The organism is Acinetobacter sp. 161(2023), assembly GCF_037027805.1.
GTDB lineage: Bacteria > Pseudomonadota > Gammaproteobacteria > Pseudomonadales > Moraxellaceae > Acinetobacter.
The window spans coordinates 76,698-102,215 of the sequence record NZ_JAZEYD010000011.1 but is presented as its reverse complement, the minus strand read 5'-3'; the positions used below and the strand labels follow the sequence as shown (position 1 = coordinate 102,215).

At 38.7% G+C, this 25,518-nt stretch carries 24 protein-coding genes and 2 pseudogenes; 21 read left to right on the top strand and 5 right to left on the bottom strand.

The annotated features are described in order from the left end of the window. Window positions 1-13: 13 nt before the first annotated feature. The 4 genes and pseudogenes from WA249_RS12235 to WA249_RS12220 all read left to right on the top strand — a co-directional run bounded on the left by WA249_RS12235 (window position 14) and on the right by WA249_RS12220 (window position 3,637). On the top strand, window positions 14-1,681 hold the full coding sequence (locus WA249_RS12235; protein ID WP_336169033.1) for an ATP-dependent nuclease: 1,668 nt from the start codon (window positions 14-16) through the stop codon (window positions 1,679-1,681). A gap of 355 nt (window positions 1,682-2,036) precedes the next feature. Beyond that, window positions 2,037-2,171 (top strand): zinc ribbon-containing protein, encoded by a 135-nt coding sequence (locus WA249_RS12230; RefSeq protein ID WP_004640417.1) that lies wholly within the window; start codon window positions 2,037-2,039, stop codon window positions 2,169-2,171. Between the two features lie 122 nt (window positions 2,172-2,293). Next, a complete protein-coding gene (locus WA249_RS12225; RefSeq protein WP_336169031.1) occupies window positions 2,294-2,869 on the top strand; it encodes a DUF4126 domain-containing protein in 576 nt (191 codons plus the stop codon). 266 nt (window positions 2,870-3,135) lie between these two features. Beyond that, a pseudogene (locus WA249_RS12220) lies at window positions 3,136-3,637 on the top strand (NUDIX hydrolase). Window positions 3,638-3,869: 232 nt separating this feature from the next. Here WA249_RS12220 and WA249_RS12215 read toward each other — a convergent pair. Next, entirely contained in the window at window positions 3,870-4,214 is a 345-nt protein-coding gene (locus WA249_RS12215; RefSeq protein ID WP_336169029.1) for a hypothetical protein, read from the bottom strand. 194 nt (window positions 4,215-4,408) lie between these two features. After that, window positions 4,409-4,693: a hypothetical protein gene (locus WA249_RS12210; RefSeq protein ID WP_336169028.1), complete on the bottom strand. Its 285-nt coding sequence runs from the start codon at window positions 4,691-4,693 to the stop codon at window positions 4,409-4,411. Window positions 4,694-5,370: 677 nt separating this feature from the next. Between WA249_RS12210 and WA249_RS12205 the strand changes: the two genes are divergently transcribed. The 6 genes from WA249_RS12205 (at window position 5,371) to WA249_RS12180 (ending at window position 12,271) form a co-directional block, all read left to right on the top strand. Next, window positions 5,371-6,600 (top strand): beta-ketoacyl synthase N-terminal-like domain-containing protein, encoded by a 1,230-nt coding sequence (locus tag WA249_RS12205; protein WP_336169026.1) that lies wholly within the window; start codon window positions 5,371-5,373, stop codon window positions 6,598-6,600. Window positions 6,601-7,041: 441 nt separating this feature from the next. Next, window positions 7,042-9,822, top strand: coding sequence for a DUF2345 domain-containing protein (locus WA249_RS12200; RefSeq protein ID WP_336169025.1), 2,781 nt, complete (start codon window positions 7,042-7,044; stop codon window positions 9,820-9,822). An 8-nt stretch (window positions 9,823-9,830) separates the two neighbouring features. After that, window positions 9,831-11,075 (top strand): hypothetical protein, encoded by a 1,245-nt coding sequence (locus WA249_RS12195; RefSeq protein WP_336169023.1) that lies wholly within the window; start codon window positions 9,831-9,833, stop codon window positions 11,073-11,075. Continuing rightward, window positions 11,075-11,437 (top strand): hypothetical protein, encoded by a 363-nt coding sequence (locus WA249_RS12190; protein ID WP_198496910.1) that lies wholly within the window; start codon window positions 11,075-11,077, stop codon window positions 11,435-11,437. The genes WA249_RS12195 and WA249_RS12190 overlap by 1 nt, the downstream gene beginning before the upstream one ends. Before the next feature lie 5 nt (window positions 11,438-11,442). Then, window positions 11,443-11,784, top strand: coding sequence for a hypothetical protein (locus tag WA249_RS12185; protein ID WP_336169020.1), 342 nt, complete (start codon window positions 11,443-11,445; stop codon window positions 11,782-11,784). Between the two features lie 25 nt (window positions 11,785-11,809). After that, window positions 11,810-12,271, top strand: coding sequence for a hypothetical protein (locus tag WA249_RS12180; RefSeq protein ID WP_336169018.1), 462 nt, complete (start codon window positions 11,810-11,812; stop codon window positions 12,269-12,271). 83 nt (window positions 12,272-12,354) lie between these two features. Here the strand turns inward: WA249_RS12180 and WA249_RS12175 are convergent, their stop codons facing one another. Then, window positions 12,355-13,056: an SDR family NAD(P)-dependent oxidoreductase gene (locus tag WA249_RS12175; protein WP_336169016.1), complete on the bottom strand. Its 702-nt coding sequence runs from the start codon at window positions 13,054-13,056 to the stop codon at window positions 12,355-12,357. 252 nt (window positions 13,057-13,308) lie between these two features. Here WA249_RS12175 and WA249_RS12170 point away from each other — a divergent pair, with 252 nt between their 5' ends. The 7 genes and pseudogenes from WA249_RS12170 (at window position 13,309) to WA249_RS12140 (ending at window position 18,756) form a co-directional block, all read left to right on the top strand. After that, window positions 13,309-13,893 carry a TetR/AcrR family transcriptional regulator gene (locus tag WA249_RS12170; RefSeq protein WP_336169013.1) on the top strand — a complete coding sequence of 195 codons (585 nt, stop codon included), beginning with the start codon at window positions 13,309-13,311 and terminating at the stop codon, window positions 13,891-13,893. 199 nt (window positions 13,894-14,092) lie between these two features. Further along, window positions 14,093-15,292, top strand: a complete 1,200-nt coding sequence (locus WA249_RS12165; RefSeq protein WP_336169011.1) for an MFS transporter — start codon at window positions 14,093-14,095, stop codon at window positions 15,290-15,292. Window positions 15,293-15,779: 487 nt separating this feature from the next. Beyond that, complete coding sequence (locus WA249_RS12160; RefSeq protein ID WP_336169009.1) at window positions 15,780-16,283, top strand: DUF2867 domain-containing protein; 504 nt, start codon at window positions 15,780-15,782, stop codon at window positions 16,281-16,283. 80 nt (window positions 16,284-16,363) lie between these two features. Then, a pseudogene (locus WA249_RS12155) lies at window positions 16,364-17,064 on the top strand (DUF1003 domain-containing protein). Between the two features lie 111 nt (window positions 17,065-17,175). Further along, a complete protein-coding gene (locus tag WA249_RS12150; RefSeq protein ID WP_336169007.1) occupies window positions 17,176-17,841 on the top strand; it encodes an RluA family pseudouridine synthase in 666 nt (221 codons plus the stop codon). 128 nt (window positions 17,842-17,969) lie between these two features. Beyond that, the gene (locus WA249_RS12145; protein WP_336169148.1) at window positions 17,970-18,350 is read left to right on the top strand and encodes a ribonuclease E inhibitor RraB; all 381 of its coding nucleotides are present in this window, start codon (window positions 17,970-17,972) and stop codon (window positions 18,348-18,350) included. A gap of 28 nt (window positions 18,351-18,378) precedes the next feature. Then, window positions 18,379-18,756: a nuclear transport factor 2 family protein gene (locus tag WA249_RS12140; RefSeq protein WP_336169004.1), complete on the top strand. Its 378-nt coding sequence runs from the start codon at window positions 18,379-18,381 to the stop codon at window positions 18,754-18,756. Between the two features lie 44 nt (window positions 18,757-18,800). Here WA249_RS12140 and WA249_RS12135 read toward each other — a convergent pair whose 3' ends face one another. Next, window positions 18,801-20,891 carry a TonB-dependent receptor gene (locus WA249_RS12135; RefSeq protein ID WP_336169002.1) on the bottom strand — a complete coding sequence of 697 codons (2,091 nt, stop codon included), beginning with the start codon at window positions 20,889-20,891 and terminating at the stop codon, window positions 18,801-18,803. Between the two features lie 74 nt (window positions 20,892-20,965). Here WA249_RS12135 and WA249_RS12130 point away from each other — a divergent pair, with 74 nt between their 5' ends. Continuing rightward, window positions 20,966-22,111, top strand: coding sequence for a DUF1624 domain-containing protein (locus WA249_RS12130; RefSeq protein WP_336169001.1), 1,146 nt, complete (start codon window positions 20,966-20,968; stop codon window positions 22,109-22,111). 42 nt (window positions 22,112-22,153) lie between these two features. Here the strand turns inward: WA249_RS12130 and WA249_RS12125 are convergent, their stop codons facing one another. Then, a complete protein-coding gene (locus WA249_RS12125; protein ID WP_003655656.1) occupies window positions 22,154-22,621 on the bottom strand; it encodes an Lrp/AsnC ligand binding domain-containing protein in 468 nt (155 codons plus the stop codon). Window positions 22,622-22,757: 136 nt separating this feature from the next. Here WA249_RS12125 and WA249_RS12120 point away from each other — a divergent pair, with 136 nt between their 5' ends. Genes WA249_RS12120 through WA249_RS12110 form a run of 3 tightly spaced genes read left to right on the top strand, consistent with a single transcriptional unit; the run spans window position 22,758 to window position 25,517 of the window. Continuing rightward, a complete protein-coding gene (locus WA249_RS12120) occupies window positions 22,758-24,023 on the top strand; it encodes a D-amino acid dehydrogenase (protein WP_005037548.1) in 1,266 nt (421 codons plus the stop codon). 20 nt (window positions 24,024-24,043) lie between these two features. Next, window positions 24,044-25,147, top strand: coding sequence for an alanine racemase (gene alr / locus WA249_RS12115; RefSeq protein ID WP_336168998.1), 1,104 nt, complete (start codon window positions 24,044-24,046; stop codon window positions 25,145-25,147). 10 nt (window positions 25,148-25,157) lie between these two features. After that, window positions 25,158-25,517 carry a RidA family protein gene (locus WA249_RS12110; RefSeq protein ID WP_336168997.1) on the top strand — a complete coding sequence of 120 codons (360 nt, stop codon included), beginning with the start codon at window positions 25,158-25,160 and terminating at the stop codon, window positions 25,515-25,517. Window position 25,518: the final 1 nt, after the last annotated feature.

Genomic DNA, 25,518 nt, shown 5'->3' with positions numbered 1-25,518 from the left:
TTTAGTGATTGAAATGATTAAAAATATTAAATTGAAGTTTGGTCGAGCACCAGATTTGGAGCAAATGACAGTAAATGCATTACCAATTACTGTATTTGTAGGACCTAATAATTCAGGTAAAAGTCAGATTCTTAGAGAAATACATCAATTTTGTATAAGTGGTAATCAAAATACAAATAATAAGATAATAGATAATATTGAATTAGAAGCAGTCTCAGAAGTTGATGTTAATAATATTATAAATAAAATTAAACAAGAACCAATGATTGGAGAAATGATTCATCAGGATTATATCTTGATTGGTAAAAATGGTGAGAGGCAGCAAGTTCATTTGCAGTCACTTAAAGTGGCATTAGTTAACCCTAGTACATCACTTCACCTATTTTGTAATTCATACTTGAAGTACAGTACTTTGATTCTAAATGGAAGCAATAGAATTAATCTTGTAAATATGCAACCTGCTGGAAATCTTCAAGCTCCTCCTCATACAAGTTTTCAGGTGTTGTTCAGGGATAATGCAAAAAGGGATGAGGTGAGAAGAATTATTCATGAAGCATTTGGTCAATATTTAGTTATAGATCCTACTAATTTAGGTAATCTTTCTTTACGTCTATCTTCAAAAGAACCAGAAAATGAAGTAGAAGAAAGAGGGATTCACGAAGCTGCTGTCAATTTTCATAAAAATGCAATGCCGATAGACTATGCGAGTGATGGAGTTAAGGCTTTCACTGGGATGATTACTGAAATGGTGGCTGGGGATCCATCTATTCTTTTAATGGATGAACCAGAAGCTTTTTTACATCCTTCCTTAGCATTTAATTTGGGCAAAGAAGTTGCTGGGATTATGTCTCATTCTGAAAAGCGCTTATTTGTTGCAACTCATAGTCCTAATTTTATTATGGGGTGTATCCAATCAGGGGCCCCAGTAAATATAGTTCGTTTAACTTATCGCGATAATGTTGCTACTTCTCGAATTCTACCAAATGAAGATATTTTGAGATTGATGCGAAACCCATTATTACGTTCAACTGGTGTATTAAGCGGTCTATTTTATGAGTTTGTAGTTGTTACAGAGTCAGATGCTGATCGTGCGTTTTATCAGGAAATTAATGATAGGCTTTTAAAATTTACTGATTTTGGAATTCCTAATTGTTTATTTCTGAATGCTCAAAATAAACAAACTGTTAAAACTATTATTAAGCCTTTACGCGAGTTGGGTATTCCAGTCGCAGGTGTAGTTGATATAGATATACTTAAGGAAGGTGGAAGTGTTTGGGGGGAGTTTTTAGAAAGTGGTTACCTTCCAGAGCTCGAAAAAAATGCTTTGGCTCATACTAGACAGGCCATTAAGCAAAAATTTGATCAATCTGGTCAAAACATGAAAAGAGATGGTGGGATAAACATTTTAACGGGATCAGATAGAGAAGCACTTTCAAATCTTTTTGAAAAACTTGCAGAATATGGATTATTTGTAGTTCCTTATGGCGAACTCGAGTCTTGGTTAAAAGAGTTGAATATAAGCGGCCATGGACCAAATTGGTTGATAGGAATTTTTGAGGCAATGGGAGAGGACCCCTCTTCTGATAGCTATATTAAACCTAAAGAAGAAGATGTATGGGCATTTATAACTAGCATTAGAAACTGGTTTTTAAATTCTATGCGCAAAGGAATTCCTAATTAAATTTTATTAAGCATATGTAATAATCATAAATATTTCTAATAAAAAAACCCGACATCCTGTCGGGCTTTTTCGTATTTGGTTGCTAGATATGACTCCTGTCGTATCTCACGATCCTGATGCATGAACCTATTATTGTTGTTTTGTGTTCTGGAACATCCTGTTCCTGTATGAACTCATCATAGGAAAAAAGTGGGGAGTCGCCAATCCGCAAAATCCCTAAAAGTTTGTAAGATAAATCGTACAAATAACATTTTTTGCATTTATGCCATCATCATCGGGCGAAATGGACAATTGACAATCACTCTAACTGGGTTATATTTCTGTTTAATATCTATACGATTATAGGAATGCAATCATGGTAACAGCTGGCGAAAAACCCGGAACAGGCTTCTATTTCTGCGCTCAATGTGGCCAGAGAGTGTTTTTAGAAATTAATACAGATCGTTTACCACCATGCACTAAATGCTATTGCACTGAATTTAAACGTTAAGAATAAAATAATATTTGCGTTCGCATTTAACAAAAAGCCCTGTCACCCGATGGGGCTTTTTGTTAATTTAAAAATAAGACTTACATAACAAGACCCGCGATGGGCATGAAAAGGAAACCGTTATGGAAACAATATTAGGTTTATGTATTGGTGTGGGGCTGAGCGCTGCCTGCGGTTTTCGCGTGTTTGTACCGTTGTTGGTCATGAGCATTGCAACGATGATGGGATGGTTTGAGCCATCAAAAGGTTTTGAGTGGTTAGCTTTGCCATCGGTTTGTTTGGCTTTAGCTGTGGCAACGGTGTGTGAAATTGCAGCCTACTACATTCCGTGGGTCGATAATGCCTTAGATACAGTCGCAACCCCTGCCGCCATGATTGCGGGCACACTCACCACGATGGCTGTGAGTAGTGGAGAAATGTCTCAGTTTGCTGCTTGGGCGGCAGCCATTATTGTCGGTGGTGGTACGGCAGGTGTGGTGCAAATGAGTACTGTTGCTGCACGCGGTGTTTCAACTGCAACCACAGGTGGTTTAGGAAATTTTGTAGTCTCAACAGGTGAGTGGATTGGAGCAATCTTACTTTCAGTTTCAGCAATGCTAGTGCCTGCGCTTGTTGTAGTTGTGGTGCTGATTGCGGTTATTTGGGTAGTGCGTTGGATTCGCCATAAAAAACAAGAACAGGCGCATAGCCCGCTATAGGTTAGCGCAAACATCATTTTTAAATGACCATAAAAAAAGCCCAACATCCTGTTGGGCTTTTTCGTATTTGGTTGCTAGATATGACTCCTGTCGTATCTCACGCTCCTAGTGCATGAACCTATTATTGTTGTTTTGTGTTCTGGAACATCCTGTTCCTGTATGACTTCATATTAGGAAAAAAGCGGGGAGTCGCCAATCCGCAAAATCCCTAAAAGTTTGTAGGCTAAAACGTACATTCAGAAATAATTTAACTTTTCAAAGTGAATATGAATAATAGCCACCTTGTTACTTTAAGAAAAAAATCAAATGCGTATTAGAAAATCTTCAAGACTATTAGTTATTAATGAAAATCATCAAATTTTGTTATTTCAATTTACCCATACAAATGATGCCTTAGCTGGACAATCGCATTGGGCAACCGTAGGCGGAGGATTGGAAGAAGGGGAAACCTTCGAGCAAGCAGCTTGCCGAGAACTTTATGAAGAGTTAGGTGTAGTTAGGCAAAATGTAGGCACTCATGTTGCAACACGCAATTTTGAAATGATGCTACCAAGTGCGGAAGTTGTGACTTCTGATGAAAGGCTCTTTATTGTTTTTATTAAAAATGAAGAAGTGAATACAGCAAACTGGTCAGAACACGAAAAGCATGTGATTAGTAAAAGCCGTTGGTGGACGTTTGAAGAGCTAAGCCAAACCGATGAGATTGTTTATCCAAACAATATTCCTCATATTCTTGCAGATAGTCTGCCTGAAATTTTCAAACTATAAATTTTTTCTCAATATTCAGATATAAAAAAAGCCCAACATCCTGTTGGGCTTTTTCGTATTTGGTTGCTAGATATGACTCCTGTCGTATCTCACGCTCCTAGTGCATGAACCTATTATTGTTGTTTTGTGTTCTGGAACATCCTGTTCCTGTATGAACTCATCATAGGAAAAAAGAGGGAAGTCGCCAATCCGCAAAATCCCTAAAAGTTTGTAGGTTAAAACGTACAAGCCATTATTCGTTTTGAGGTAAAGGCCAAAGAATATCTTTGTTTTGCTTGAATTTTTGATACCAATATTGGCTTATAAGCGCTTTGTCATCTCTATCGAAATGATAAACAAATATATCTAAAGCTTCGTTTAATTCGAGGTCATACCGAAATTTGGCAGTAGCTAAATGCGCCTGTATTTCATATAACTGATTAAATTTAGGTAAAGAATCTTCATAAGTTAATAATTGAATTTGTTGAAGGAGTTCTTTTATTTGAAGTTCATACGCATCTAAGATTCTTTCAAGATCAATCGTTACATCTCTGTAGGTGATAAGTCTTTGCTCAAACTCATCCCATGTGTAGTTCATTCTAATAAAAGTTCAAAAGTTGAATGTAAGCACAGCATAGCTTGATTGGTTTGAAAGTTGATGTGATTTTTTAAAAATACAAGCTCAACTAACCAAACAACTTTTGGCCCCTGTGCCACAACAGACTTTAATCTTTTGCGCTGATTTAAAGTAAAACACCATTGCAACACAGAGATAAAGAGCTAAGCCAACGCTTAGCCCAGACTACTTTTGTCACACCGCTGCATGGTGCTTAAAAAAGTAGGGGCAAAGTCCCGTGGGAGAACAGGACTTTGCAAACTGACATGTTCTAGGCGTTGCATGAGCTTAGGGGAGTAAACTTGTTCAAGTCGCTGGTAAATACAGTCACAACTGGATTCGCTATACCCACCTGACAGGCAAATTTTTTCAAACTCCTGCTGAGTCTGCGGGTCGTAAATCGAAACACCGTAGCTACCTAGTATGAAACTTAAAGCCAAAAGAGGTTTATAAATTGTCATATTATTCTCATAAATATTCATTGCTATAAGTAAAATAAAAATATAATTACTTTAAGTTTTAAAATAATTTTTTAAATAAAAATTAATCCTACTAAAAGCACAGGAAAATAAAATAATTAAAATTTTAAAATAAAAATAGTTTATAAATTTAAAAAATAAGGCGTGAAAACCCAAATTTTAAATCAATAAAATAGTTAAATAAGAGAGGAAATAAGTTTGAAAAATGTCATGGTCAACTCCTTAAAAAATGGAGTCCTACCACCAAGTCACCGTCAATTGATTATGGTGGTAGAACGAATAGGGGTTGACAGACTGGACTCGTAGAACCAGCACGCGCGGGGCGTCCCCCATCCGTCCTACCGCAAAGAAAAGGGGACGCAAGGGTCTAACGACTTATAGTAGAACTATAATCCGCCACGAGTTACGGTCTGTCAAAACCGTCTGGCAATGTAGGCCAGCAAGGAGATAATAATCGGTGATTTTAAATACGTCAATTTAATATTTAAAATATTTTTGATTTAATAATAAAACTAAATATTATTTTAAAATGACAATATTATTATTAACTTTTTATTTATATTCGATGAGAAAAAATAATAAATATAGAAATATTTTGCCAGTTCTAAAAAAGAACTTGATTGTTAAGATCTATTTTTGTCGTTTTTACAGAGATAAGAATGGAACGTGTCGTCATAACAGGTATGGGAATCAATTCCTGTATTGGAAATACATTAGAGAAAGTAACCGAGTCCTTAAAAGCAGGCCGCTCAGGCATTCGCTATAACGATGTCTATGCAAAACTGAATTTTCGAAGTCACGTGAGCGCTACTGCCGAAATGGATTTTGAAAACATTGATTCAGAGTTAAAAAAACACATGGGCGTTTGCGCCATGTATGCTTACAACTCAGCGGTCGATGCGCTACAACATGCTGAGCTTGATGTGAGTGATATTGCTAACAACTCAAAATATGGCGTGATTGGAGGAACAGGTGGCAGCTCGACAGCTTCAATTATTGACATGCTACATAGCTTAAAAGAAAAAGGCGCAAGCGAAGTATCACCTGATTTAGCATCACGCTATCTTACAAATACCATTAGTTCTAACTTATCAAATGCTTTCAATCTAAAAGGTGTATCTCAATCTATTGCAAGTGCCTGCGCTACTTCAGCCGACGCAATTGGCTATGCATTTCATCTTATTGCAGCTGGTAAACAAGACTTGATGCTGGCTGGTGGCGGCGAAGAAGACCATTGGTCCCAAACAGCAATATTCGATGCGATGGGTGCATTATGTTCTAAATATAACGATGCACCTGAAACAGCTTCACGCCCATATTCAAAAGATAATGACGGCTTTGTGATCGCTGGCGGCGGTGGCATTGTGGTTTTGGAGTCTTTAAGTCATGCCCAAAAACGCGGAGCAAAAATTTTGGCAGAAGTGATTGGCTATGCTGCCAATAGTGATGGTGTCGACATGGTAGCCCCAAGTGGCGAAGGTGCGACTCGCTGCATTAAGCTAGCACTCGCAGAAGCCAAGCAAAACGGCTCTGAAACGATTGACTATATCAACACGCATGGCACTTCAACGCCAGCAGGCGACATTCCTGAACTATTGGCCATAGAGCGAGCTTTTGGCAGTGAAAAAGTGCCGCCACTGAGTTCGACCAAGTCCATGACTGGGCATAGTTTAGGGGCAGCAGGCGTACACGAAGCGATTTATTCTATTTTAATGCTGCAAAATAACTTTATCGCGCCGAGTATTAATATTACTGAACTGCGCGAAGAAGCTAAAAAGTTCGATATTGTTCAAATGAGTAGAGAAACCGAACTAAAAACAGTCATGAGTAATAGCTTTGGTTTTGGTGGCGTAAATACTTGTCTCGTTTTTAGAAAATGGGAAGGGTAATTTAAACTCAGAATATATGTGGACCTGAGAAAAAGAATAAAATAGGTCATACATACATTTTATAAGGGGTGGGAATTAATTACTTTATGAATAGTGCTCACTCAAAAAGAACTGTCTTGAATCTCAAGCTTATTAATTTTTCTATGTACAGTTGTTTGAAATTACTTGATTTTTTTAAAATTTATAATGGCTTAAATAGTTCTTCGCCAAGTTGTACTAGGTATTAATTATACCGTGCTCAGCTATATCCCTTAAGCATCTACAAATAATTCACAACGCATTAAAATGATCTAATTTTACTTTGGATATACCTACTTAATAAGAAAACAACGTAAAACTGCATATTGAGACTAGTTACATTTTGAAAATGATAATAAATAGACAGTTCTGTATATTTTTAATTAAAATAGGGCTTAAATATAAGTTTGATTGATAATAAAAATGCAGATGAGTGTGTCGAGTATATTGGAACGTTTAGGCCTTGTTTCACAAAATCGTGCTGTTCATATCCAGTTCTCAAATCAGTCTTTAAATCAGCAAGTCTTCTTGCAACGCATTGAGGGCGAACATACGCTTAATCAGGGCAGCGTTGCTGAATTACTATGCCTGTCAACCAACGCACATATTGCATTAAAACAATTTATTGGCTGTCAGGTTGCTATCGATCAGGTGACAGATGCAGGCCAATTTTTTAGAACCACAGGTATTATTACCGAAGCGAGCCAAGGTCAAAGTGACGGCTCACTCACGATTTATAATTTAACTTTAAAAGACCCAACTGCACTCTGGCATAAACGTCGTAATAGCCGCGTGTTTATGAATAAAAGCGTGCGGGATATTAGCGAAATTTTGTTTAAAGAATGGCAGGGCAAAAGTCCTTTATTTGCCTCAAGTCTAACGCTCGATACATCTGGTTTAACGAAAGACTACGATGTACGTCCATTTGTAATGCAGTCAAACGAAAGTGATTATGATTTTTTAACCCGTTTGTGGCGTAGCGAAGGTATTAACTGGTTGGTCGATGAGTCACAGCTTTTAGTCGCCGACCCGAATGCTTCCATTCAGCCACAAGTGCTACGTTTAATTGATGAAAATCAGAATTATAAAGCCCTTGAGCGCCGTAGCCTACGCTACCAACGCAGCAGTGCGACAGAACAGTTCGATACCATTACTCAAGTTAAAGCTGAGCGAAACCTACAGCCGACTTCGGTTCATGTGCAACGCTGGCAAGCCGATGCCTTACAACAAGAAGAAGGCAGTGGCAGCGTACAAGGCACCCAAAAGCACAGCGAACACTATGACAATGCTAGTCTAAACCTTGAAGATGCATGGCACGTTAGCCCCGCGTGGATGCAGGACTTAAAAGGCGAAGACCAAGCCACTGCTTCAGGTAATAGCCAGATTGAACAATTCAATCAGAACATTAATGCTTACCATCATCTGACTTCTAAACAATTTACCGTTTCAGGTAATGTCCGCGATGCACAGGTGGGTTACTGGTTTGAACTGAATGACCATCCGGAACTCGACCAGCATGACAGTGCCGATAAAGAGTTCTTGATCTTAAGCAAGCACTACTACAACCAGAATAATTTACCGAAAGAATTACAACAGCAAATCGAACGCCTATTACCACAAAACAAACTCAAGGCAACTGAACTCGACACGCAAAATCCTGAGCAGCGCCATTTTGCTGAACTCAATGTCGTTCGACGCAATGTTAAAGCTGTACCTGAGTATCACCCGCTAGAGCACCGACCAGCAGCTTATCCGCAGCGCGCTAAAGTAGTAGGACTAGAAGGCGAAAGCATCCATGTTGACCAATGGGGTCGTATTAAAGTCCGCTTCCTGTTTACTCGAACTGACGACCATAGCCATGACGGTGGAGCAGGCAGTAACGACAATGATACCGACTCGGCTTGGGTCGATGTGCTGACCCCATGGGCGGGCGCAGGTTATGGAGCACGCTTCTTGCCTCGCGTGGGCGAGATCGTAGTCATCGACTTCTTTGACGGCAACATTGACCGCCCGTTTGTAGTGGGACGTATTCACGAAGCTGAACGCCACCCAACCCAGTTTGACCAGAAAGGCCAGCTACCTGACACTAAAAAACTCAGCGGCATCCGCTCCGAAGAAGTGGATGGCAAAGGCTTTAACCAACTCCGTTTTGATGACACGACAGGGCAAATCAGTGCCCAACTACAAAGTAGTCATGCAGCTAGCCAGCTCAATTTGGGTAACTTAAGCCATCCAAAAGACAAGGCGGAAAGTGATGGTCGTGGTGAAGGTTTTGAACTTAGAACTGACCAATGGGGCGCGGTAAGAGCAGGCAGTGGTTTACTTATTAGTACCCATAAACAAGACCAAGCTCAAGGTGTCCACCTTGATGCAAATGAGGCCAAACAACAAATCGAAGGTGGGCTTAGCAATGCCAAAGCACTCAGTGAAGTTGCTAAAAATCAGCAAACTGACCCATTAGAACATTTAGAAAACCTAAAATCGTTTATTGAAAAACTTGAGCAGCAAGACAACGCAAAAGCCAAAACTTTCAAAGATGCGATCATGTTGTTGGCGAGTCCAAATAGCATAGCGCTGAGCAGTAATGAAGACATTCACTTAAGTGCAGATGGGCAGCTCAACCAAACTGCGGGCGATAGCATCAACCTATCTACACAAAAGAACCTGATTGCACATGCCCAAAACAAGATTAGCCTTTTTGCAGCGCAAGAAGGTGCAAGACTCTATGCAGGTAAAGGTAAAGTCGAGATACAAGCGCAAGGTGATGGAGCCGATTTAATTGCCCGTAAAGCTGTTCAGGTGATTTCGACTGAAGACAAAATCGAAGCGACCGCATCCAAGGAAATTGTGCTCACCGCAGGCGGCTCTCAAGTCAGAATTACTGGTTCGGGTATTTTTATGACCACAGGCGGTAAGTTTGAAGTGAAGGCTGGGCAGCATTTGTTTATGGGGGGCGGGAGTGCGAATGCTAATGTTCCTGCATTGCCTGTATTAGGTGAGATTAATAAATATAACTTGAGATATTTTTTGCAAGATAAAGATGGCAATAACTTTGCAAATCATAAATATATCGCTTTCTTACCTAATGGAGATATTGTAGAAGGTCGTACGGATGATAAGGGATATACAGATCTATTTAAATCCTACCAACCAGAAGAGATATCACTTCATTTATTTAAAGATGAAAAAATTGATATAGAGTAAAAATAATAATGGCAAAGTATTATCCGTATGTTGTTTTGGAAACAAATGTAAAACCTAGCTTATTGAAATATAGGTTGTATGTTTACAATACTGTAAAAAATAAAGCAGAAACTTCGATACTTTTTACGAATAATGAATTCAAAAAAGTAGGAAATAATCTTTATCAAACAAGATCTGCTGAGATAGATGGTAGTAAGTTAGGTATTGAAAATATAAGAGACTGTGTAATTCTTTTTGACTTATACCGACTAAGTATCAGTGGAAAAGAAGCTTTAGTATTAAGTAATTATATTGTGCCAGATAAGATCGAATCTTATCCTTCTGCAAGTTTTAACCAAAATAATAAGATATCTAAAGTGCAATATAATGAAGCAAGTAAGGTCACTAAAGTCGTTGAAGAGGTTAAGTCTAAAAATACATTCCAGCTCAATTTGAGCAGAGATAGAGTTTTTCAATGCATTGATTCAGGCTGTAGGCCTGGGGAAGCTAAGGATCCATTTTCTAAGATACAGATTGAAGCTGGTTTACAAGCACGTTTAAATGAGCCTTTACCTGACCAATCTGATGCTTCTTTGTGTGGCCCAGCGGCATATTTTTTCTGTCTTATTAATTTAAGCCCGAATAAATATAAGTTCGCAGTTAAACAACTGTGGGAAACAGGAAAGACAAAGATTGGAGATTTAAATATAGAGGCAAATTTAGATGGGTGTCGTCGAGTAAAAAATTATTATAGGAAAAATGGAACTCCTAGGTTACCCCCTATTGATTGGATTACATTAGCTAGTTTACGAGAATCAGAAAATATTGCGCTACGGTTAAAAGATCCTAATCAAGAAGTTGCAGGTATTACATTATGGGGAGAACTAATAAATTGGTTTAAAAAAAGTGGATTTAGTGGGGTGAAAACTTTTCCATTTTATATTAATGGTTATAACCCTAGTTTAATTAGTGAACTTAATCAATATGCTGGAGATGGTTACTATGTGGTTAGTTTGATTTCTGCGAGTTTATTAAGTAGTGGTTCTAGTTCAGGTACGCAAAGTTTTCCCGATCATTGGATTGTTTGGACTGATAAATTAAGACAGACTAATGGTCAACCTGTAACAAATATAACAGATCCATATAAGACGGAAGTTAAATTACAAGCCTTTTCTTGGGGGGAGAATAAACAACAATTAAAATCTAGTCTGTCTCTATATGATTTTGAAAAAGCAGTTTTTTTTGCGTTAATATTAAAAAGGGAATCTTTCTAATGAAATTTAATAAATTAGCTATAATATTTTTAACTTTGAGTATTTGTGGTTGTAGTAAGGATTACAATATTGAACCGAATAAACTTCCGATAGCACATATTGGCCAAGAATATAATCAGACATTAAAAATTACTGGTGGAAGAGTAATACCACAGTCTTTTGAAGTGAAAGATAATTTTCCAAGTGATATGAATATTTCTGTTGAACCAATAGATCAAAATGAAGCGGATGCTTATAATAATTTAAAAATTTCTGGAGTTCCAAAACATAAGGGAACTTTTACTATTAATATATATGCTGGTTTTTATGCTGGTGGTGATGGGGAGTTGGATAAGACCTATGAGTTTGTAGTTAAAGAATAAGATATATGTTTAGATATATCTTATTAGGGTTAATACTAAGTGGTTGTAGCAGAGTTGAAGTCCATCCCAGTAAGTTACCTGATGCCCACGTTGGAAAGTCATATACACAGTTTATTAAAATTACAGGTGGTAAAGTCTCTGAGCAACATTTTGAATTAACTTCTAATATTCCAGAAAATCAGGGAGTTAAAATTGCTCCAGTAGATGATATAGATGGATACAATCATATAAAAATAGAGGGTATTCCTAAATATAAAGGAAGATACAAAATTGTAATAAATGCATATTTTTATGGGCGAGGCGATGACAAGCTAAATAAAACCTATGAATTTGTAGTTAAAGAATAAAAGATATTTTTAATAAGAAGTAGATATGAAAAAGAATTTATTAATTACCATACTAATTTTACTTTTCATCGTTCAGTCTTTATTAAACTATTACTTCTGGAAACTTACAAAAACACCAGAAATTCATGTTCTAGAGAAACCTTTAAAGATATATTCGTTTGAAGGTAAATATTCGAAAAATAGTACTTTGCCAGAAGGTACTGTTTTATATGATGATAGTGACTCTTTAAACAGAAGGGTTATGGTTTATTTCAACTTGCAAGGTGTTGATTTTAAGTTTGAAGAACAAGATCCAGAAATATCTAAACAACCAAGTGAAGTACGCTCTATTAGAAGCACAGAGCTAAGTGATATTTTAAAAACTATTCCTTTAACTAAGAAAGATATTTATTTAATCATTAAACATGATGACAGTATAAATGATTCTGTACGCTCTATTTTATTTAAAAAATACAAAATTGATCCTTCAGAGTATGAAAATAATTAAATAATTCTGCACCCAAAAAGTATAAATTTAAAAAAGTAGAAGAAGCGTAATTTATTACGCTTCTTCTGGCATAAGAAATAATTTTATGCAGCTTGAATTGCTTCTCCACAAAGAGAAACAGTTTCTTGTTTACGTTGATGTAAGTACCAGAACTGCTCTGCAATGGTTTCGGGATGTACTGTGTACGTTTTATCTTGAGCGCCTGATGTCCCATCAACAAAACCATTCACAATCACTTGGCTCACGTAAACATTTGAGTCAGCGAGACTATGAGCAAGTAAGTTGGTGGTTTTATATTGGGCGGCAGCAGTAATTGCTAATGATGAATATTCTTTGGCAACTAAATCTATTCCGACCGCATCGAACGCGAAAATTCCATTTGTCGATAAAATGCTGCCATGATTTTTTTCTAAATCACGTAGGCAAGCTTGTACCGTAGCAATATAGCTCGAAACGCGAATATGAAAGCTTTTGGTGAGCTCCAGTGGAGGGGTTTCTAATATGTTGCCTTCAATATCATGGAAAGCATTCCAATGAATATTTTTAATCTCTCCTAATTGATCTTTAATACGTTTAATAAGATTTGGTATATTTTCAAGAACGGCTAAATCACATGTAAAAGCGTAAGCTTCAATACCATGTGTTTTAAGTTCTAAAATGGCCTTTTCGAGTTTTTCGGCATTTCGTGCCACTAACCCGATTTTATAGCCTTCTTTACCAAATTTATGTGCTACGGCTTTAGAAATACCTGTTCCATAACCAAAGATTATAATATTGTTGTTCATTATAAAGTTCCAAAAACCAATTATTTGGTTAGAAATAGTTTATAATATGTTTTTATAATGTATTCAAGCGAAAAAGTTATCTATAAAAAATAATACTGAAAAGAGCAAAACAGAAAATCTTAAAAGCAGTAATGAGTAAGTTTGGTTTGAATGATCCAGATGGGACAACGATTGATAAAATAACTTTTAATTTGACTTCTCTATCTTCCTATCATAAATTAATTGGAACGATCGTTCCTTTTAAGTCTACTTATGCGAACCAAAGAATTTGAAACTGATGAAATTGCTGATGCTGCAATGCAGGTTTTTTGGCGTCGTGGTTATGCTGCAACTTCAGTTCAAGACTTGGTTGACGGTACGGGATTATCTAGAAGTAGCCTTTACAGCACCTTTCAGAACAAACAAGGGCTTTATCAAAAAGCATTACAACGCTATGAACTTTTAACTACACTTAATAATGTGAAGTTGTTGTCTGGTTTAGGCTCGCCAAAAGCACTGATTCGGCAATTACTGATTAATGTAGTTGAAGATGAGCTGAATGATGCAGAACACAAAGGCTGTCTGGTCGCAAATGCTTGTTTAGAGTTAGCTGGTCATGATGAAGATGTCACTCAATTTGTTGTAAGTAATTTACAGAAACTACAACATGCTTTAGAGAGTTTATTAATTAAAGCTCAACAATCTGGTGAAATCGCTTCTACCCAAAACCCGCGTGCGTTAGCAAGTTTCTTCCTAAACACCATGCAAGGTTTACGTGTTTTAGGCAAAGGCAGCCCGCTTAAACAAAGAAAGCAATCTTTAATGGATGTGGTCGAAGTTGCTTTAAACGTTTTATAAAATTCATTTAAAACTTAACTATTGTTGAGCTGAATAGTTAAGGTTTTTATTTAACTTAAATTGGAATGATCATTCCAATTTAATGATTTTTTAGCTCACATGGGGAACAAATGTCTTCCCATTCTAACCTGATAAAACAAACCTATAGCGATACAGAGCAGAGTAAGTACGCTTTAAAAGAATTTAAGAGTAAAGCTTTATGAATATTCCACGTCATGAAACATCTCATCAGTTAACTGATGAATCCTCTACTCAATTACCGATTTGGAAACTGTTGGCTTTTACAGTGGCAGGCTTTCTGACCATTATGACAGAAACCATGCCAGCAGGCCTTTTGCCCCAAATCAGTCAAGGGTTACATATTTCAGAAGCTTATGCAGGGCAGCTTATAGCAGTGTATGCCTTAGGTTCGGTTTTAGCGGCAATACCGCTTATTAGCCTTACCCGTAGTTGGAACAGGAGACCCTTATTACTCAGTGCTATTGCAGGGTTACTTTTATTTAATGCGATTACTGCCTTATCAAATCATTATATTTTAACGTTAATCGCTCGTTTCATTGCTGGTATGGCGGCGGGCGTTATTTGGGGGCTTTTAGCGGGTTATGTAAGACGCATGGTCCCAGCATCTTATCAAGGTCGAGCTTTAGCAATTGCTGGGGTTGGGCAGCCAATTGCCTTATCGATTGGGGTTCCTTTGGGTGCATGGTTGGGAACGTTGTTTGAGTGGCGTGGCGTATTTTGGATCATGTCTTTACTGGCATTAATTTTATTTGTCTGGATTCGTTTTAGTATTCCTGATTTTGCAGGGCAGTCAGCACAAAAGAGATTACCTATTTTAAAAGTTCTTTTAATGCCAGGCATTAGAGCTATTTTAGCAGTTGTCTTCCTTTGGATATTAGCCCATAGCATTCTTTATACTTATATTTCGCCTTTCTTGGCTTCGACAGGGCAGGCATACAAAGTCGAGACGATACTTTTTGTATTCGGTATTTCTTCAATTGTGGGTATCTTGATTACAGGTATGTTTATCGATCGATCATTAAGAAAAATAACGCTTTTAAGCTTATTCGTATTTGCAATTGCAACAATACTATTAGGTGCTTGTAGTTCTTCGAGTTTTATAGTGATAACTGGCGTAGTGTTATGGGGAATAACTTTTGGCGGCGCTCCAACACTATTACAAACAGCATTAGCAAATACTGCGGGTAATGAAGCAGATGTCGCACAGTCTATGCTGGTCACTATGTTTAACCTTGCTATCGCATTTGGTGGAATGGTTGGCGGGGGATTACTTGAAAGTCTTGGCGCAGCGTCTTTTCCATGGTTTATGCTAGTTTTTGCCCTGATCGCGTTATGTACCGTTTACCATGCTCGTAAACATGGTTTTATTTCTTCATAAAAGATTTTTGCCCTTCATGGTTAAAAAGTGAAGGGTGATTTACTTTTTATAGTCTGGTGCCTGATTGCTAAAAATAGTTAATGATTTGGTAAAATAAACCGAAAAATACGACTAAAATGGAATTTAAATACAACTAATTATTAGTAAATGGTAATAAATTCTTTTAAATCTGCATAATTGCGTAAAAATTCCCAAAAATAGTGAAAATTAGCTTTTCTTAGAAAAACAATCCCGCAGGGTGCTGGCTAAACTATATCTCAAGGGTGTGATAGGGATCGAAAAGAGTAGCATGCACCAAAACGTATAACGTTAGTGTGTACTCACCCAAAAGGTCTCGATTCGGCTTAGGACGCTATAGATCAAAAGTTTATAGGCATAAGGTTCTAACTTACAAAGTTATAATTGTTGAAGTAAACCATAGATGTTTTCCCTTGACACCCTAAAAAATTCTATATAATAAAAACGATACTTTACAAGAATATAATTTATGAATAAGCCCTATCTTTCTGCTTTGCCACATGACAGTCAAATCTCATCTCAATTGAGCAATGCCTACTTCCACGACTCGTGGAGTATTGTGCTTGGTCAGCCCGAACTGAATGTATTTGAGCAGCTTATTAAGCTGTTCCAGCACACTCCAGAGTGGATAGAGTGGTGCATGAATATGCGTAATAAAATTACTTCAAAGATTGGGCTTAAAGATTTAGGAAGCTTTAAGCAAATTGATTCGAATAAAAAAGAAAATGAGTATGTCGCAGGCGACCGAATTGGAATTTTTACCTTGCGTCAACGTACCGAAAGTGAGTTAGTGATTGGAGATGATGACAAGCATTTAAATGTGACTTTATCTGTTTATAAGAATGAAAAGACACAAGTACTGACCATAACTACAGTGGTGCATATTAAAAATTGGCTTGGACGACTTTATATGGTGCCTGTGATTCCTGCACATCGCAAAATAGCGCCAGCAACTTTACAAATATTGGGTTAAAGCATTATTTTTATTTACGATGTTCTCGACTGAAATCATTTATATAATATTTTTATTATCATAATTGCGAGCTGAATAAGATGGAGAATAAAAACCAGTGTCGCCAATGCGCCGTATGTGGAAAGAATTTTCCGTTAAAAGATCTAGTCTCTGGCGAAGTCATTCGGAATGTGATTAGTGAGGAAATTATACAAGATCATCCCGACTGGTCTTCCTCAAGCTTTATTTGCCGAGCTGATCTGGCAGATTATCGAGTTAAATATGTGCAATCACTATTACGTTCTGAAAAAGGGGAGCTATCTACATTAGAACATGAAGTGATTGGAAGTATGCAACGGCATGAGCTGATTAGCCGAAATACTGAATCTGATTTTGATCAGAAGTGGACGTTTGGAGAAAGGCTAGCAGATAAGATTGCGACATTTGGTGGCAGTTGGGCTTTCCTCATTTGCTTTGCTATTTTTTAATAGCTTGGATTATTTTAAATACAGTCGTGATGGTAGTACGTCCTGTCGATCCTTATCCATTTATTTTGCTTAACTTGGTGTTGTCATGCTTAGCTGCAATTCAGGCACCTATTATTATGATGAGCCAGAATCGTCAAGAAGCAAAAGATCGCTTACGTTCTCAACATGACTATCAGATTAATTTAAAAGCTGAGCTTGAGATTCGACACCTGCATGAAAAAATGGATCATCTTTTATCGCATCAGTGGGAAAGGCTTACACATATTCAAGAAATCCAGCTCGATCTTTTAGCTGAAATGAATAAAAAACGATAAAAATTTTCCGAGTTTCACGTGGAACATGAGTAAAGCGTTATAGATTATTTTGCGGTAGATCTGAAATTTCTTTATGATCTGCCGCCATGCTCCATTGCTGTTTCTACGACCATGCCTTTAAACGACCACTTTGTTTACGCTCCGCCACAAGATCCGCTTTCAATTTTATTTGAAGATGACGATTTAATTGTGGTTGATAAACCCGCGGGTCTATTGTCGGTCATGGGTCGTTTACCTGAGCATCATGACAGTGCTTATTTACGGGTGCTAGAAAAGTTCCCTTTAGCTAAGGTCACCCATCGTTTAGACATGGCGACTTCGGGTTTGCTTATGTTTGCCAAGCATCGTGATGCAGAAGTTGCGATAAGTAAAATGTTTCAGGCCAGAACAGTCAAAAAGCACTATATTGCCTTGGTACAAGGCCAAGTCGTACAAGAGGGGAGCGTCGATGTTCCGCTGATTACGGACTGGGAAAATCGCCCGAGACAAATCGTGCATTTTGAGTTGGGCAAACATGCCAAAACCTTATTTCAGCCTCTAGTTTATGATGCCCAAACTGATCAAACTCGTGTTTTATTAGAGCCAGTAACAGGACGTTCGCATCAGCTACGTGTCCACATGATGCATATTGGGCATCCGATTATGGGTGACAAGTTGTATCACCCTGAACCTAAATGTTTTCATTTAAACCGAATGGCACTACATGCCGCATATTTGGCTTTCCAACACCCATTAAATGGAACGAATGTGGTGATTGAATCGAAGGTGCCTTTTTAAAATTTATATAATTAAAAAAATTAATTTGATGCAATTGGGAACGGAATATATACCCAAACTGCAATAAAACTCGGGTATTCTTAATGCCGAATAATATTAATACGGCAACAACAACAAGGGATCATATTATGACTCGTGATTATGAACAATTTCCAGAAGACGATAACGGCAATGTACTTTGGCAAATGGCTGAAGACGGGGATGATTTAACCGATCTACATGAAATTGAATTTTCTATTGCTTTTCAAGATCAGAAAAATGCAGAGCAATGTGCGCTGTATTTGCTTTACCAAGAACAAAAAGTCTCACTTTTCCAAGATGACTCTGTTGAGCCAAATGAATGGGTGATTACGGTCTTTGTCAACATGGAACCAGAGTACTCAGATATTGTTGACTTGGAACAATGGTTTACCAGCATCGCTGAAAAATTTCAGGGCGAATATGATGGATGGGGCTGCATGGCCTATGTCTTTGATGAAGATGACGAAGAAGATGACCTGCTACAATAAGGTCTAAAATAAAGAGTAGGAGATAATCATGAACTTATCTCAAAAACAAATTGCTGTACGGTTTTTAGAGCTTGCCGCTGCTGGTGAAGTCGATGAAGCCTATAGCAATTACACTGCTCCAAACTTCAAGCATCACAACCCTTATTATGCGGGTGATGCAACTTCTTTGAGGGAAGGGCTGCGTGAAAGTGCGGCTGAAACTCCAAACAAAGTCTTTGATGTTCAACATGTGATTGAAGAGGGCAATTTGGTTGCTGTGCATTCTAAACTTGAAATGCAAATGAATGGGTTAACCACCTTGGCTGTGGTCCATATTTGTCTTTTTGAAAATGGAAAAATTGCTGAGTTTTGGGATATTGGCCAAGTACAGCCCGACCCACTCGTCAATGAGAATGGTATGTTCTAATAAAAAAGCCCGAAATAATTCGGGCTTTTTTATTTATGTATGAATTAAAACTTCCACTGTGCCGAAATTGAAGCGTTGAGTGGTTCCCCCGGTTGAACCCATAAATCGCTATAGCTTGAGACATAGTAAGTTTTATCAAACAGGTTGTTCACATTCAGCTGATAGCGTAAGCGGTCAGATGGGGCATAGTAGGCATTTAAGTTTACGAGGGTATAGCTTGGTAAATTAAAGCCATTATCAAGGTTATGTCCACTGCGTTCACCAACATAGGTAAGGTTGGCACCTACACCTGCTTTTGTTGAACCTTCTTGTAGAAACTCATAATTAGTACTTATAGCACCTTGGTGTTTTGGCACATTGCTCAGACGAGCGCCTTTTGGCAAGTCTTGGTCTTTTTCAATTTGCGCATCGGTATAACTATAGTTGGCATTGATGAACCAGCGGTCAGTGATTTGACTATTTAAGTCAAACTCAATTCCTTTACTGCTTACTTCGCCTGCTGCGGTTTGGAAGTTACCGTCGATTGGGTCGGTTGTGAGTACATTTTGCTTTTTCATTTTAAACAAAGCGAGACTCAGCACACTTTGGTCGTTTATTTTATATTTGGTACCGACCTCGTAGCTTTCGCCTTTTTCAGGAGCAAAAGTTTGTCCATTTCGGTTCATACCACTATTCATGGCAAATGAGCGGCCATAGTTGGTGTAAAAAGCCCATTGGTCAGAGGCTTTAAAATTTACTCCGAAACGCGGACTATTTTGATGAAGCGTCTGGTTGCTTTCAGTCTGAGTCAGGTGATTTTTAAAATCTTGTTCGACCTGATCAAAACGGTTGCCAAATAACACACTCCATTGACCATTAAAAAAGATCTGGTCTTGTACATTAAGCGCGAAGTAACGCTGGCGCTCTTTGGTGTTAGTAAACGGAGCTAAGTTCGGTAAATATTTGCCGTATTCAGGTTGGTAGATATCAATTGTGTTAGGCATGCCAGCACTGTGATTACGACGAAGCTGGTTTTGTTTATAGTCGAGTTGACCAAGCTCAGTTGAAAGTAAAATTTCATGACGAGCCCACGAGGTATCAACCTTGCCAAGTAACTCTGTCTGAGCCAGTACGTCTTCACTCGTATAATCACGATAGCGACGTTGACGCTCTAAAGTACGGCCATCTGCTTGCATACGACGAGGTTCGGTTGCAAAGCCGACCATTTGTGCATCTTTATAACTGACTGCACTATTTAGCTTCCAGTCAGAGTTAAACTCGTGACTAAGACGTAATTGGTAAAAGTAATCTTTTATTTTCAAATCGCCATCGTCAGGTTCACCTGTAAAGGTTTTCGGGTCCATCACAAACTCATGATTGACTGTGCTGACACCGCGGTCAAAGGTTCCTTTGTGCTCTGTAAATTCACTATCAAAGTCGAGTTGCGTTTGGTCTGAGATTTTCCATGTGAGCTGTGGTGAAAAGAACCAGCGTTCACTACTGACATGATCACGGAAGCTTAGATTATCTTCGTGAGCGACTGCTACACGATAAGCCAGTTCATCGTTTATAGGGGCAGTGTGTTCCAGACTAATGCGATATTGTTCTTGGGTATTGGTACGTAGATTAACTTCACTTTCACTTTCCCATTGTGGCTTTTTACTGTTGAAGTTGAGCAAACCACCTGTTTCGCCACGGCCATATAAAGCCGCCATCGGCCCTTTTAAAAACTCTAAAGATTCAATGTTCACTACATCTTTTGGAGCACTTATCCCTCGGTTGACACTCAAGCCGTTTCGAATCATAGAGGCACCTAAATTAGGATCGGTACTAAAACCACGGAAAGAGTAGTTATCCCAAAAGCCGCCACCAAAACTATTTTGATGAAAAACCCCGCTCACTAAGCTTAGTGCATCGTCAATCCGTTGAACGTCCTGTTGTTCCATCATTTGTTTTGAAACAAAAGCACGGTTGAAAGGGACATCCAAAACATCGTGAGAAAATTTAGTCGCCGAGCTATTTTGACTCACACCTTCTTGGGTACTTTCAGCTTGAATACGTATGGTCTCAAGTACCGTTGACGTTTCTTCTCCCCAACTGAGTGTCGATATAAACGATAATCCTAACGAAGACAACAATCCTAATTTGTGTTGCATAAATGAGCAGCCATAAAAGACAAAAGGAATTAAATGTAATATTATAACGTTACATTATTTTATTGATTATCGCTATGTCTTTAGAAAAAAATATTGAGCGTTTACAGTCGATTGATGCCTTACGTGGTTTGGTCATCCTAATTATGTTACTCGACCATGTGAGAGAAACTTTCTATTTGCATAAGCAGGTCATAGATCCAATGGACGTCACAGTGACTGAACCTGCATTATTTGGTAGTCGGTTATTGGCACATATTTGTGCGCCCGTTTTTGTACTTTTAACCGGAATTTCTGCATTTTTATTTCAATCAAAAAAACAGGATTTACAGCAAACCCGTGCATTTTTATTGAAGCGCGGTCTATTTTTAATTGTGTTAGAGCTGACATTGGTGAACTTTGCTTGGACAGCGACTTTTCCACCAGATGTTATTTATTTGCAGGTGATATGGGCGATAGGTATTAGCATGGTAGTGTTGGCAGGTTGTGTGAGTTTACCGTTGCCTGTCATTGCTGGCGCAGCTTTAGTGATTATTTTTGGGCACAACTTTTTAGATTCTGTGCATTTTACAAATGGTTTTTTACAGAATGTATGGTTCGTTTTACACGAGCGTGGTTGGATCGAGTTTGCAGGTATAAAGCTCAGAACAAGCTATCCTGTTTTGCCTTGGATTGGTGTTATTTTGCTGGGTTATGTTTTAGGCCAATTCTTTAGTTCAAAATATACTGCAAAGCAAAGAAGCCGCTATTTATTGAGTATCGGACTGGCAAGTATTGGATTATTCGTTTTACTGCGTTTTATCAATATCTATGGTGACCAGCCGTGGCAGCATTTTGAGTCATTACAACTCACTTTAATGAGCTTTTTTAACCTCACCAAGTATCCACCGTCTTTGCTGTTTATTTTGCTGAATGTTGGAATCGGTTTAATTGTGCTGGTTGCTTTTGAACGAATGCAGCAATACTCATTTTTAAAACCATTGGTGGTGTTTGGCTCTGTGCCTATGTTCTTTTATTTACTGCATTTATATGTGTTGAAACTGATGTATGTATTTGCAATAAGTGTATGGGGAGTCAACCATGGCAATTATTTGTCGGTTAACCATGTGTGGATGCTGTGGTTAATCACGATTGTGTTGTCTTTTGCGCTTTATCCTGCTGTTAAATGGTTCTCGAAATTCAAACATCAAAATAAACATATTTCGATTTTAAAATATTTCTAATGTTCAAAATGTGAGTAAAGCGAGTTCAATAGTAGCCTTGCTTTACTTGCTCACATCTAGATATAAAGTTTCTTTAACTTCTTCCATGACCACATAACTATGTGACGATGCCGAAGCGGGGAGTTTCTTTAACAGATCACCCAATAGGCGGCGATAGGCACTCATTTCTTTTAAGCGAGCTTTTACAAGGTAGTCAAATTCACCTGAAATAAGGTGACATTCGAGTACTTCCGGAATCTCGACTAAGTCTCTGGCAACCTGATCAAATACATCGCCTGATTTGGCCGATAGCTTAATTTCTAAAAAGACGAGCAGATTACGGTCTACATAGGCGGGGTTTAGTCGTGCGAAGTAACCCATGATGATTCCATCGCGTTCAAGTCGTTTGACACGCTCTGAACAGGGGGTGGTCGACAGGTTGACTCTCGATGCCAACTCACTAATCGCAATTCGTCCTTCACGCTGCAAAATATCCAGAATCATGCGATCTATACGATCTAAGGGGCGCATAGATATTTCCTCTTTTTTTAAAATTCTTGTGATAAAAACATAAATTTACCTAGATTATAGCCTGAAAAACAGTGAAATAAACTATTGAAGCAGAAATATACTAGTTAAATAAACTGGTGTGCGTGAGGGAATAGAAATGCGCGTAATTGTATTAGGTAGCGGCGTTATCGGAGTGGCAAGTGCCTATTATCTAGCTCAACAAGGAGCTGAGGTCACTGTTCTTGACCGTCAGGCAGGTCCTGCTGAAGAAACAAGCTTTGGTAATGCAGGTCAAATTTCGCCTGGGTATTCGACCCCTTGGGCAGCACCAGGAATTCCTTTTAAAGCTGTGAAGTGGATGTTCCAACACCACGCACCGCTTGCAATTAATTTAGATGGCAGCATGTGGCAGTTACAGTGGATGGCGCAAATGCTAAAAAACTGTAATCCACAAAGTTATGCTGTGAACAAAGAACGTATGATGCGTGTGGCTGAATATAGCCGTGATTGCTTACGTGAACTTAGAAAAGATACAGGCATTAATTACGAAAACCGCGCTAAAGGTACTTTGCAGCTATTCCGTAAAGAAGCACAAATGGAAGCGGTTCAACGCGACATTAGCGTGCTACAAGAATGCGGTGTAAGTTACGAATTATTAAATGGCAACGAACTTGGTCGTGTAGAACCAGCGTTGGCAAATACGCAAGATAAACTCGTTGGTGGTTTACATTTACCAAATGACGAGACAGGCGACTGTTATTTATTTACTAATGCTTTAGCTCAAATTGCTAAAGAGCTGGGGGTTAACTTCCAGTTCAACCAGAACGTAGAAAAATTGATTGTTGAAGGCGATGAAATTAAGGGCGTTCAGGTCAATGGTAAAGTTTTAACTGCTGACCGTTATGTCTTAGCATTTGGTAGCTATTCACGTGATTTCTTGAAACCACTTGATCTACAGTTACCTGTATATCCTGTGAAAGGTTATTCGTTGACGATTCCAATTGTTGACCCTGCTTTTGCTCCACAATCTACTGTGCTTGATGAAACTTACAAAATTGCGATTACTCGTTTTGATCAACGTATTCGTGTGGGTGGAATGGCTGAGTTAAGTGGCTTCAATTTGGGTTTAAATGAAGACCGCCGTGCAACCTTGCAAATGGTGACTCAGGACTTGTTCCCGGGTGGTGATATGGCACAGGCATCTTTCTGGACCGGTTTACGTCCAATGACACCTGACAGTACCCCAATTATTGGTGCGACCCGCTTTAAAAATCTGTTCTTGAATACAGGTCACGGTACTTTAGGTTGGACCATGGCATGTGGTTCAGGAAAATTAATTAGTGACATTGTATTGAATCATAAGACTGAAATCAGTACCGATGGCCTTTCAATTCAGCGTTATTCACACGCGCATGCTGCATAACGGACGTTAGGAAAGTAATCATGCCTCGTCCTATTACCGCAGTGATCCACCGTCAAGCCTTACAAAATAACTTGGCGGTGGTACGCAAGGCTATGCCAAATAGTAAGGTCTTTGCCGTTGTAAAAGCCAATGCTTATGGACATGGAATTGAACGTGTCTATGAAGCATTTAAAGCAGCAGATGGCTTTGCCTTACTTGATCTTGATGAAGCAAAACAAATTCGTGCTCTAGGTTGGACAGGTCCAATTTTGTTGCTCGAAGGGATCTTTTCTCCTCAAGACTTATTCGATTGTGTGCAGTATCAACTCAGTTTCACCATTCATAGTGAAGCGCAAATCGAGTGGGTAGAAAAGCATCCTTATGCGGCTCAATTTGATGTTTGCCTAAAAATGAACAGTGGTATGAACCGTCTTGGTTTTAAACCACAGCACTATGTTCAGGCGTGGGAACGTTTAAATAGCTTGGCAAATGTGTCCAAGATTACGCACATGATGCATTTTTCTGATGCAGATGGTGATCGTTTCGGCCAGCAGGGTATTGATTATCAAATTACTGCCTTTGAAGACATTATTAAAGATTTACCGGGTGAAAGATCGGTAAGTAATAGTGCAGCTATTCTGCGTTATCAAGACCAGCTCAAATCAGATTATGCACGTAGCGGCATCATGCTCTATGGCAGCTCGCCAGACTACCCGACGCATAGTATTGCGGACTGGGGCTTACAACCGACCATGAGCTTACGCAGCGAAATTATTTCCGTTCAGCATTTAGAGCCGAATGAAAGCGTAGGTTATGGCTCAAACTTTGTCGCAGAGCAACCCATAACGATTGGGATTGTTGCTTGTGGCTATGCCGATGGTTATCAACGTATTTCACCAACAGGTACGCCAGTTTTGGTGGACTCTGTCCTCACTCGCACAATTGGCCGCGTTAGCATGGATATGTTGGCAGTCGATTTAACGGGTATTGAGAGCGCCAAAGTCGGCAGTGAAGTCGTGCTTTGGGGCCAATCAAGTACAGGCGTCTTTTTACCTATTGATGATGTCGCAGTTTCATCCGGTACGGTGGGCTATGAACTGATGTGTGCAGTCACCGCCCGTGTTCAATTTATTAATCAGGTATAAGGAAATCCGAATGTCTAATTCAGATATACAAAAGATTAACACTAACGAAGTCATGAGCGCCGTGACTGTTTTTAACAAAGTGGTTTATTTGTCAGGTCAGGTCCCTAAAAAAACCGAGCAAGACGTGGCAGGCCAAACTCGTGAAATTCTTGCAACGATTGATGAACTTTTGGCACTTGCCGATACCGATAAATCTCGTTTGCTTTCTGCGCAGCTCTATTTAAAAAATCTTTCTGACTTTTCAACCGTAAATGCAATTTGGGTTGACTGGTTAAAAGGGTGTGTTGCTCCATCGCGTGCCACAATTCAGGCCGATTTAGTCAATCCAGATTGGTTAATTGAAATTGCCGTGACGGCAGCACAAAAGTAAT

Coding starts and splice junctions, on each gene's coding strand:
- WA249_RS12235 (WP_336169033.1), top strand. CDS start 14: ATGATTAAAAATATTAAATTGAAGTTTGGTCGAGCACCAGATTTGGAG.
- WA249_RS12230 (WP_004640417.1), top strand. CDS start 2,037: ATGGTAACAGCTGGCGAAAAACCCGGAACAGGCTTCTATTTCTGCGCT.
- WA249_RS12225 (WP_336169031.1), top strand. CDS start 2,294: ATGGAAACAATATTAGGTTTATGTATTGGTGTGGGGCTGAGCGCTGCC.
- WA249_RS12215 (WP_336169029.1), bottom strand. CDS start 4,214: ATGAACTACACATGGGATGAGTTTGAGCAAAGACTTATCACCTACAGA.
- WA249_RS12210 (WP_336169028.1), bottom strand. CDS start 4,693: ATGACAATTTATAAACCTCTTTTGGCTTTAAGTTTCATACTAGGTAGC.
- WA249_RS12205 (WP_336169026.1), top strand. CDS start 5,371: ATGGAACGTGTCGTCATAACAGGTATGGGAATCAATTCCTGTATTGGA.
- WA249_RS12200 (WP_336169025.1), top strand. CDS start 7,042: ATGCAGATGAGTGTGTCGAGTATATTGGAACGTTTAGGCCTTGTTTCA.
- WA249_RS12195 (WP_336169023.1), top strand. CDS start 9,831: ATGGCAAAGTATTATCCGTATGTTGTTTTGGAAACAAATGTAAAACCT.
- WA249_RS12190 (WP_198496910.1), top strand. CDS start 11,075: ATGAAATTTAATAAATTAGCTATAATATTTTTAACTTTGAGTATTTGT.
- WA249_RS12185 (WP_336169020.1), top strand. CDS start 11,443: ATGTTTAGATATATCTTATTAGGGTTAATACTAAGTGGTTGTAGCAGA.
- WA249_RS12180 (WP_336169018.1), top strand. CDS start 11,810: ATGAAAAAGAATTTATTAATTACCATACTAATTTTACTTTTCATCGTT.
- WA249_RS12175 (WP_336169016.1), bottom strand. CDS start 13,056: ATGAACAACAATATTATAATCTTTGGTTATGGAACAGGTATTTCTAAA.
- WA249_RS12170 (WP_336169013.1), top strand. CDS start 13,309: ATGCGAACCAAAGAATTTGAAACTGATGAAATTGCTGATGCTGCAATG.
- WA249_RS12165 (WP_336169011.1), top strand. CDS start 14,093: ATGAATATTCCACGTCATGAAACATCTCATCAGTTAACTGATGAATCC.
- WA249_RS12160 (WP_336169009.1), top strand. CDS start 15,780: ATGAATAAGCCCTATCTTTCTGCTTTGCCACATGACAGTCAAATCTCA.
- WA249_RS12150 (WP_336169007.1), top strand. CDS start 17,176: ATGCCTTTAAACGACCACTTTGTTTACGCTCCGCCACAAGATCCGCTT.
- WA249_RS12145 (WP_336169148.1), top strand. CDS start 17,970: ATGACTCGTGATTATGAACAATTTCCAGAAGACGATAACGGCAATGTA.
- WA249_RS12140 (WP_336169004.1), top strand. CDS start 18,379: ATGAACTTATCTCAAAAACAAATTGCTGTACGGTTTTTAGAGCTTGCC.
- WA249_RS12135 (WP_336169002.1), bottom strand. CDS start 20,891: ATGCAACACAAATTAGGATTGTTGTCTTCGTTAGGATTATCGTTTATA.
- WA249_RS12130 (WP_336169001.1), top strand. CDS start 20,966: ATGTCTTTAGAAAAAAATATTGAGCGTTTACAGTCGATTGATGCCTTA.
- WA249_RS12125 (WP_003655656.1), bottom strand. CDS start 22,621: ATGCGCCCCTTAGATCGTATAGATCGCATGATTCTGGATATTTTGCAG.
- WA249_RS12120 (WP_005037548.1), top strand. CDS start 22,758: ATGCGCGTAATTGTATTAGGTAGCGGCGTTATCGGAGTGGCAAGTGCC.
- alr (WP_336168998.1), top strand. CDS start 24,044: ATGCCTCGTCCTATTACCGCAGTGATCCACCGTCAAGCCTTACAAAAT.
- WA249_RS12110 (WP_336168997.1), top strand. CDS start 25,158: ATGTCTAATTCAGATATACAAAAGATTAACACTAACGAAGTCATGAGC.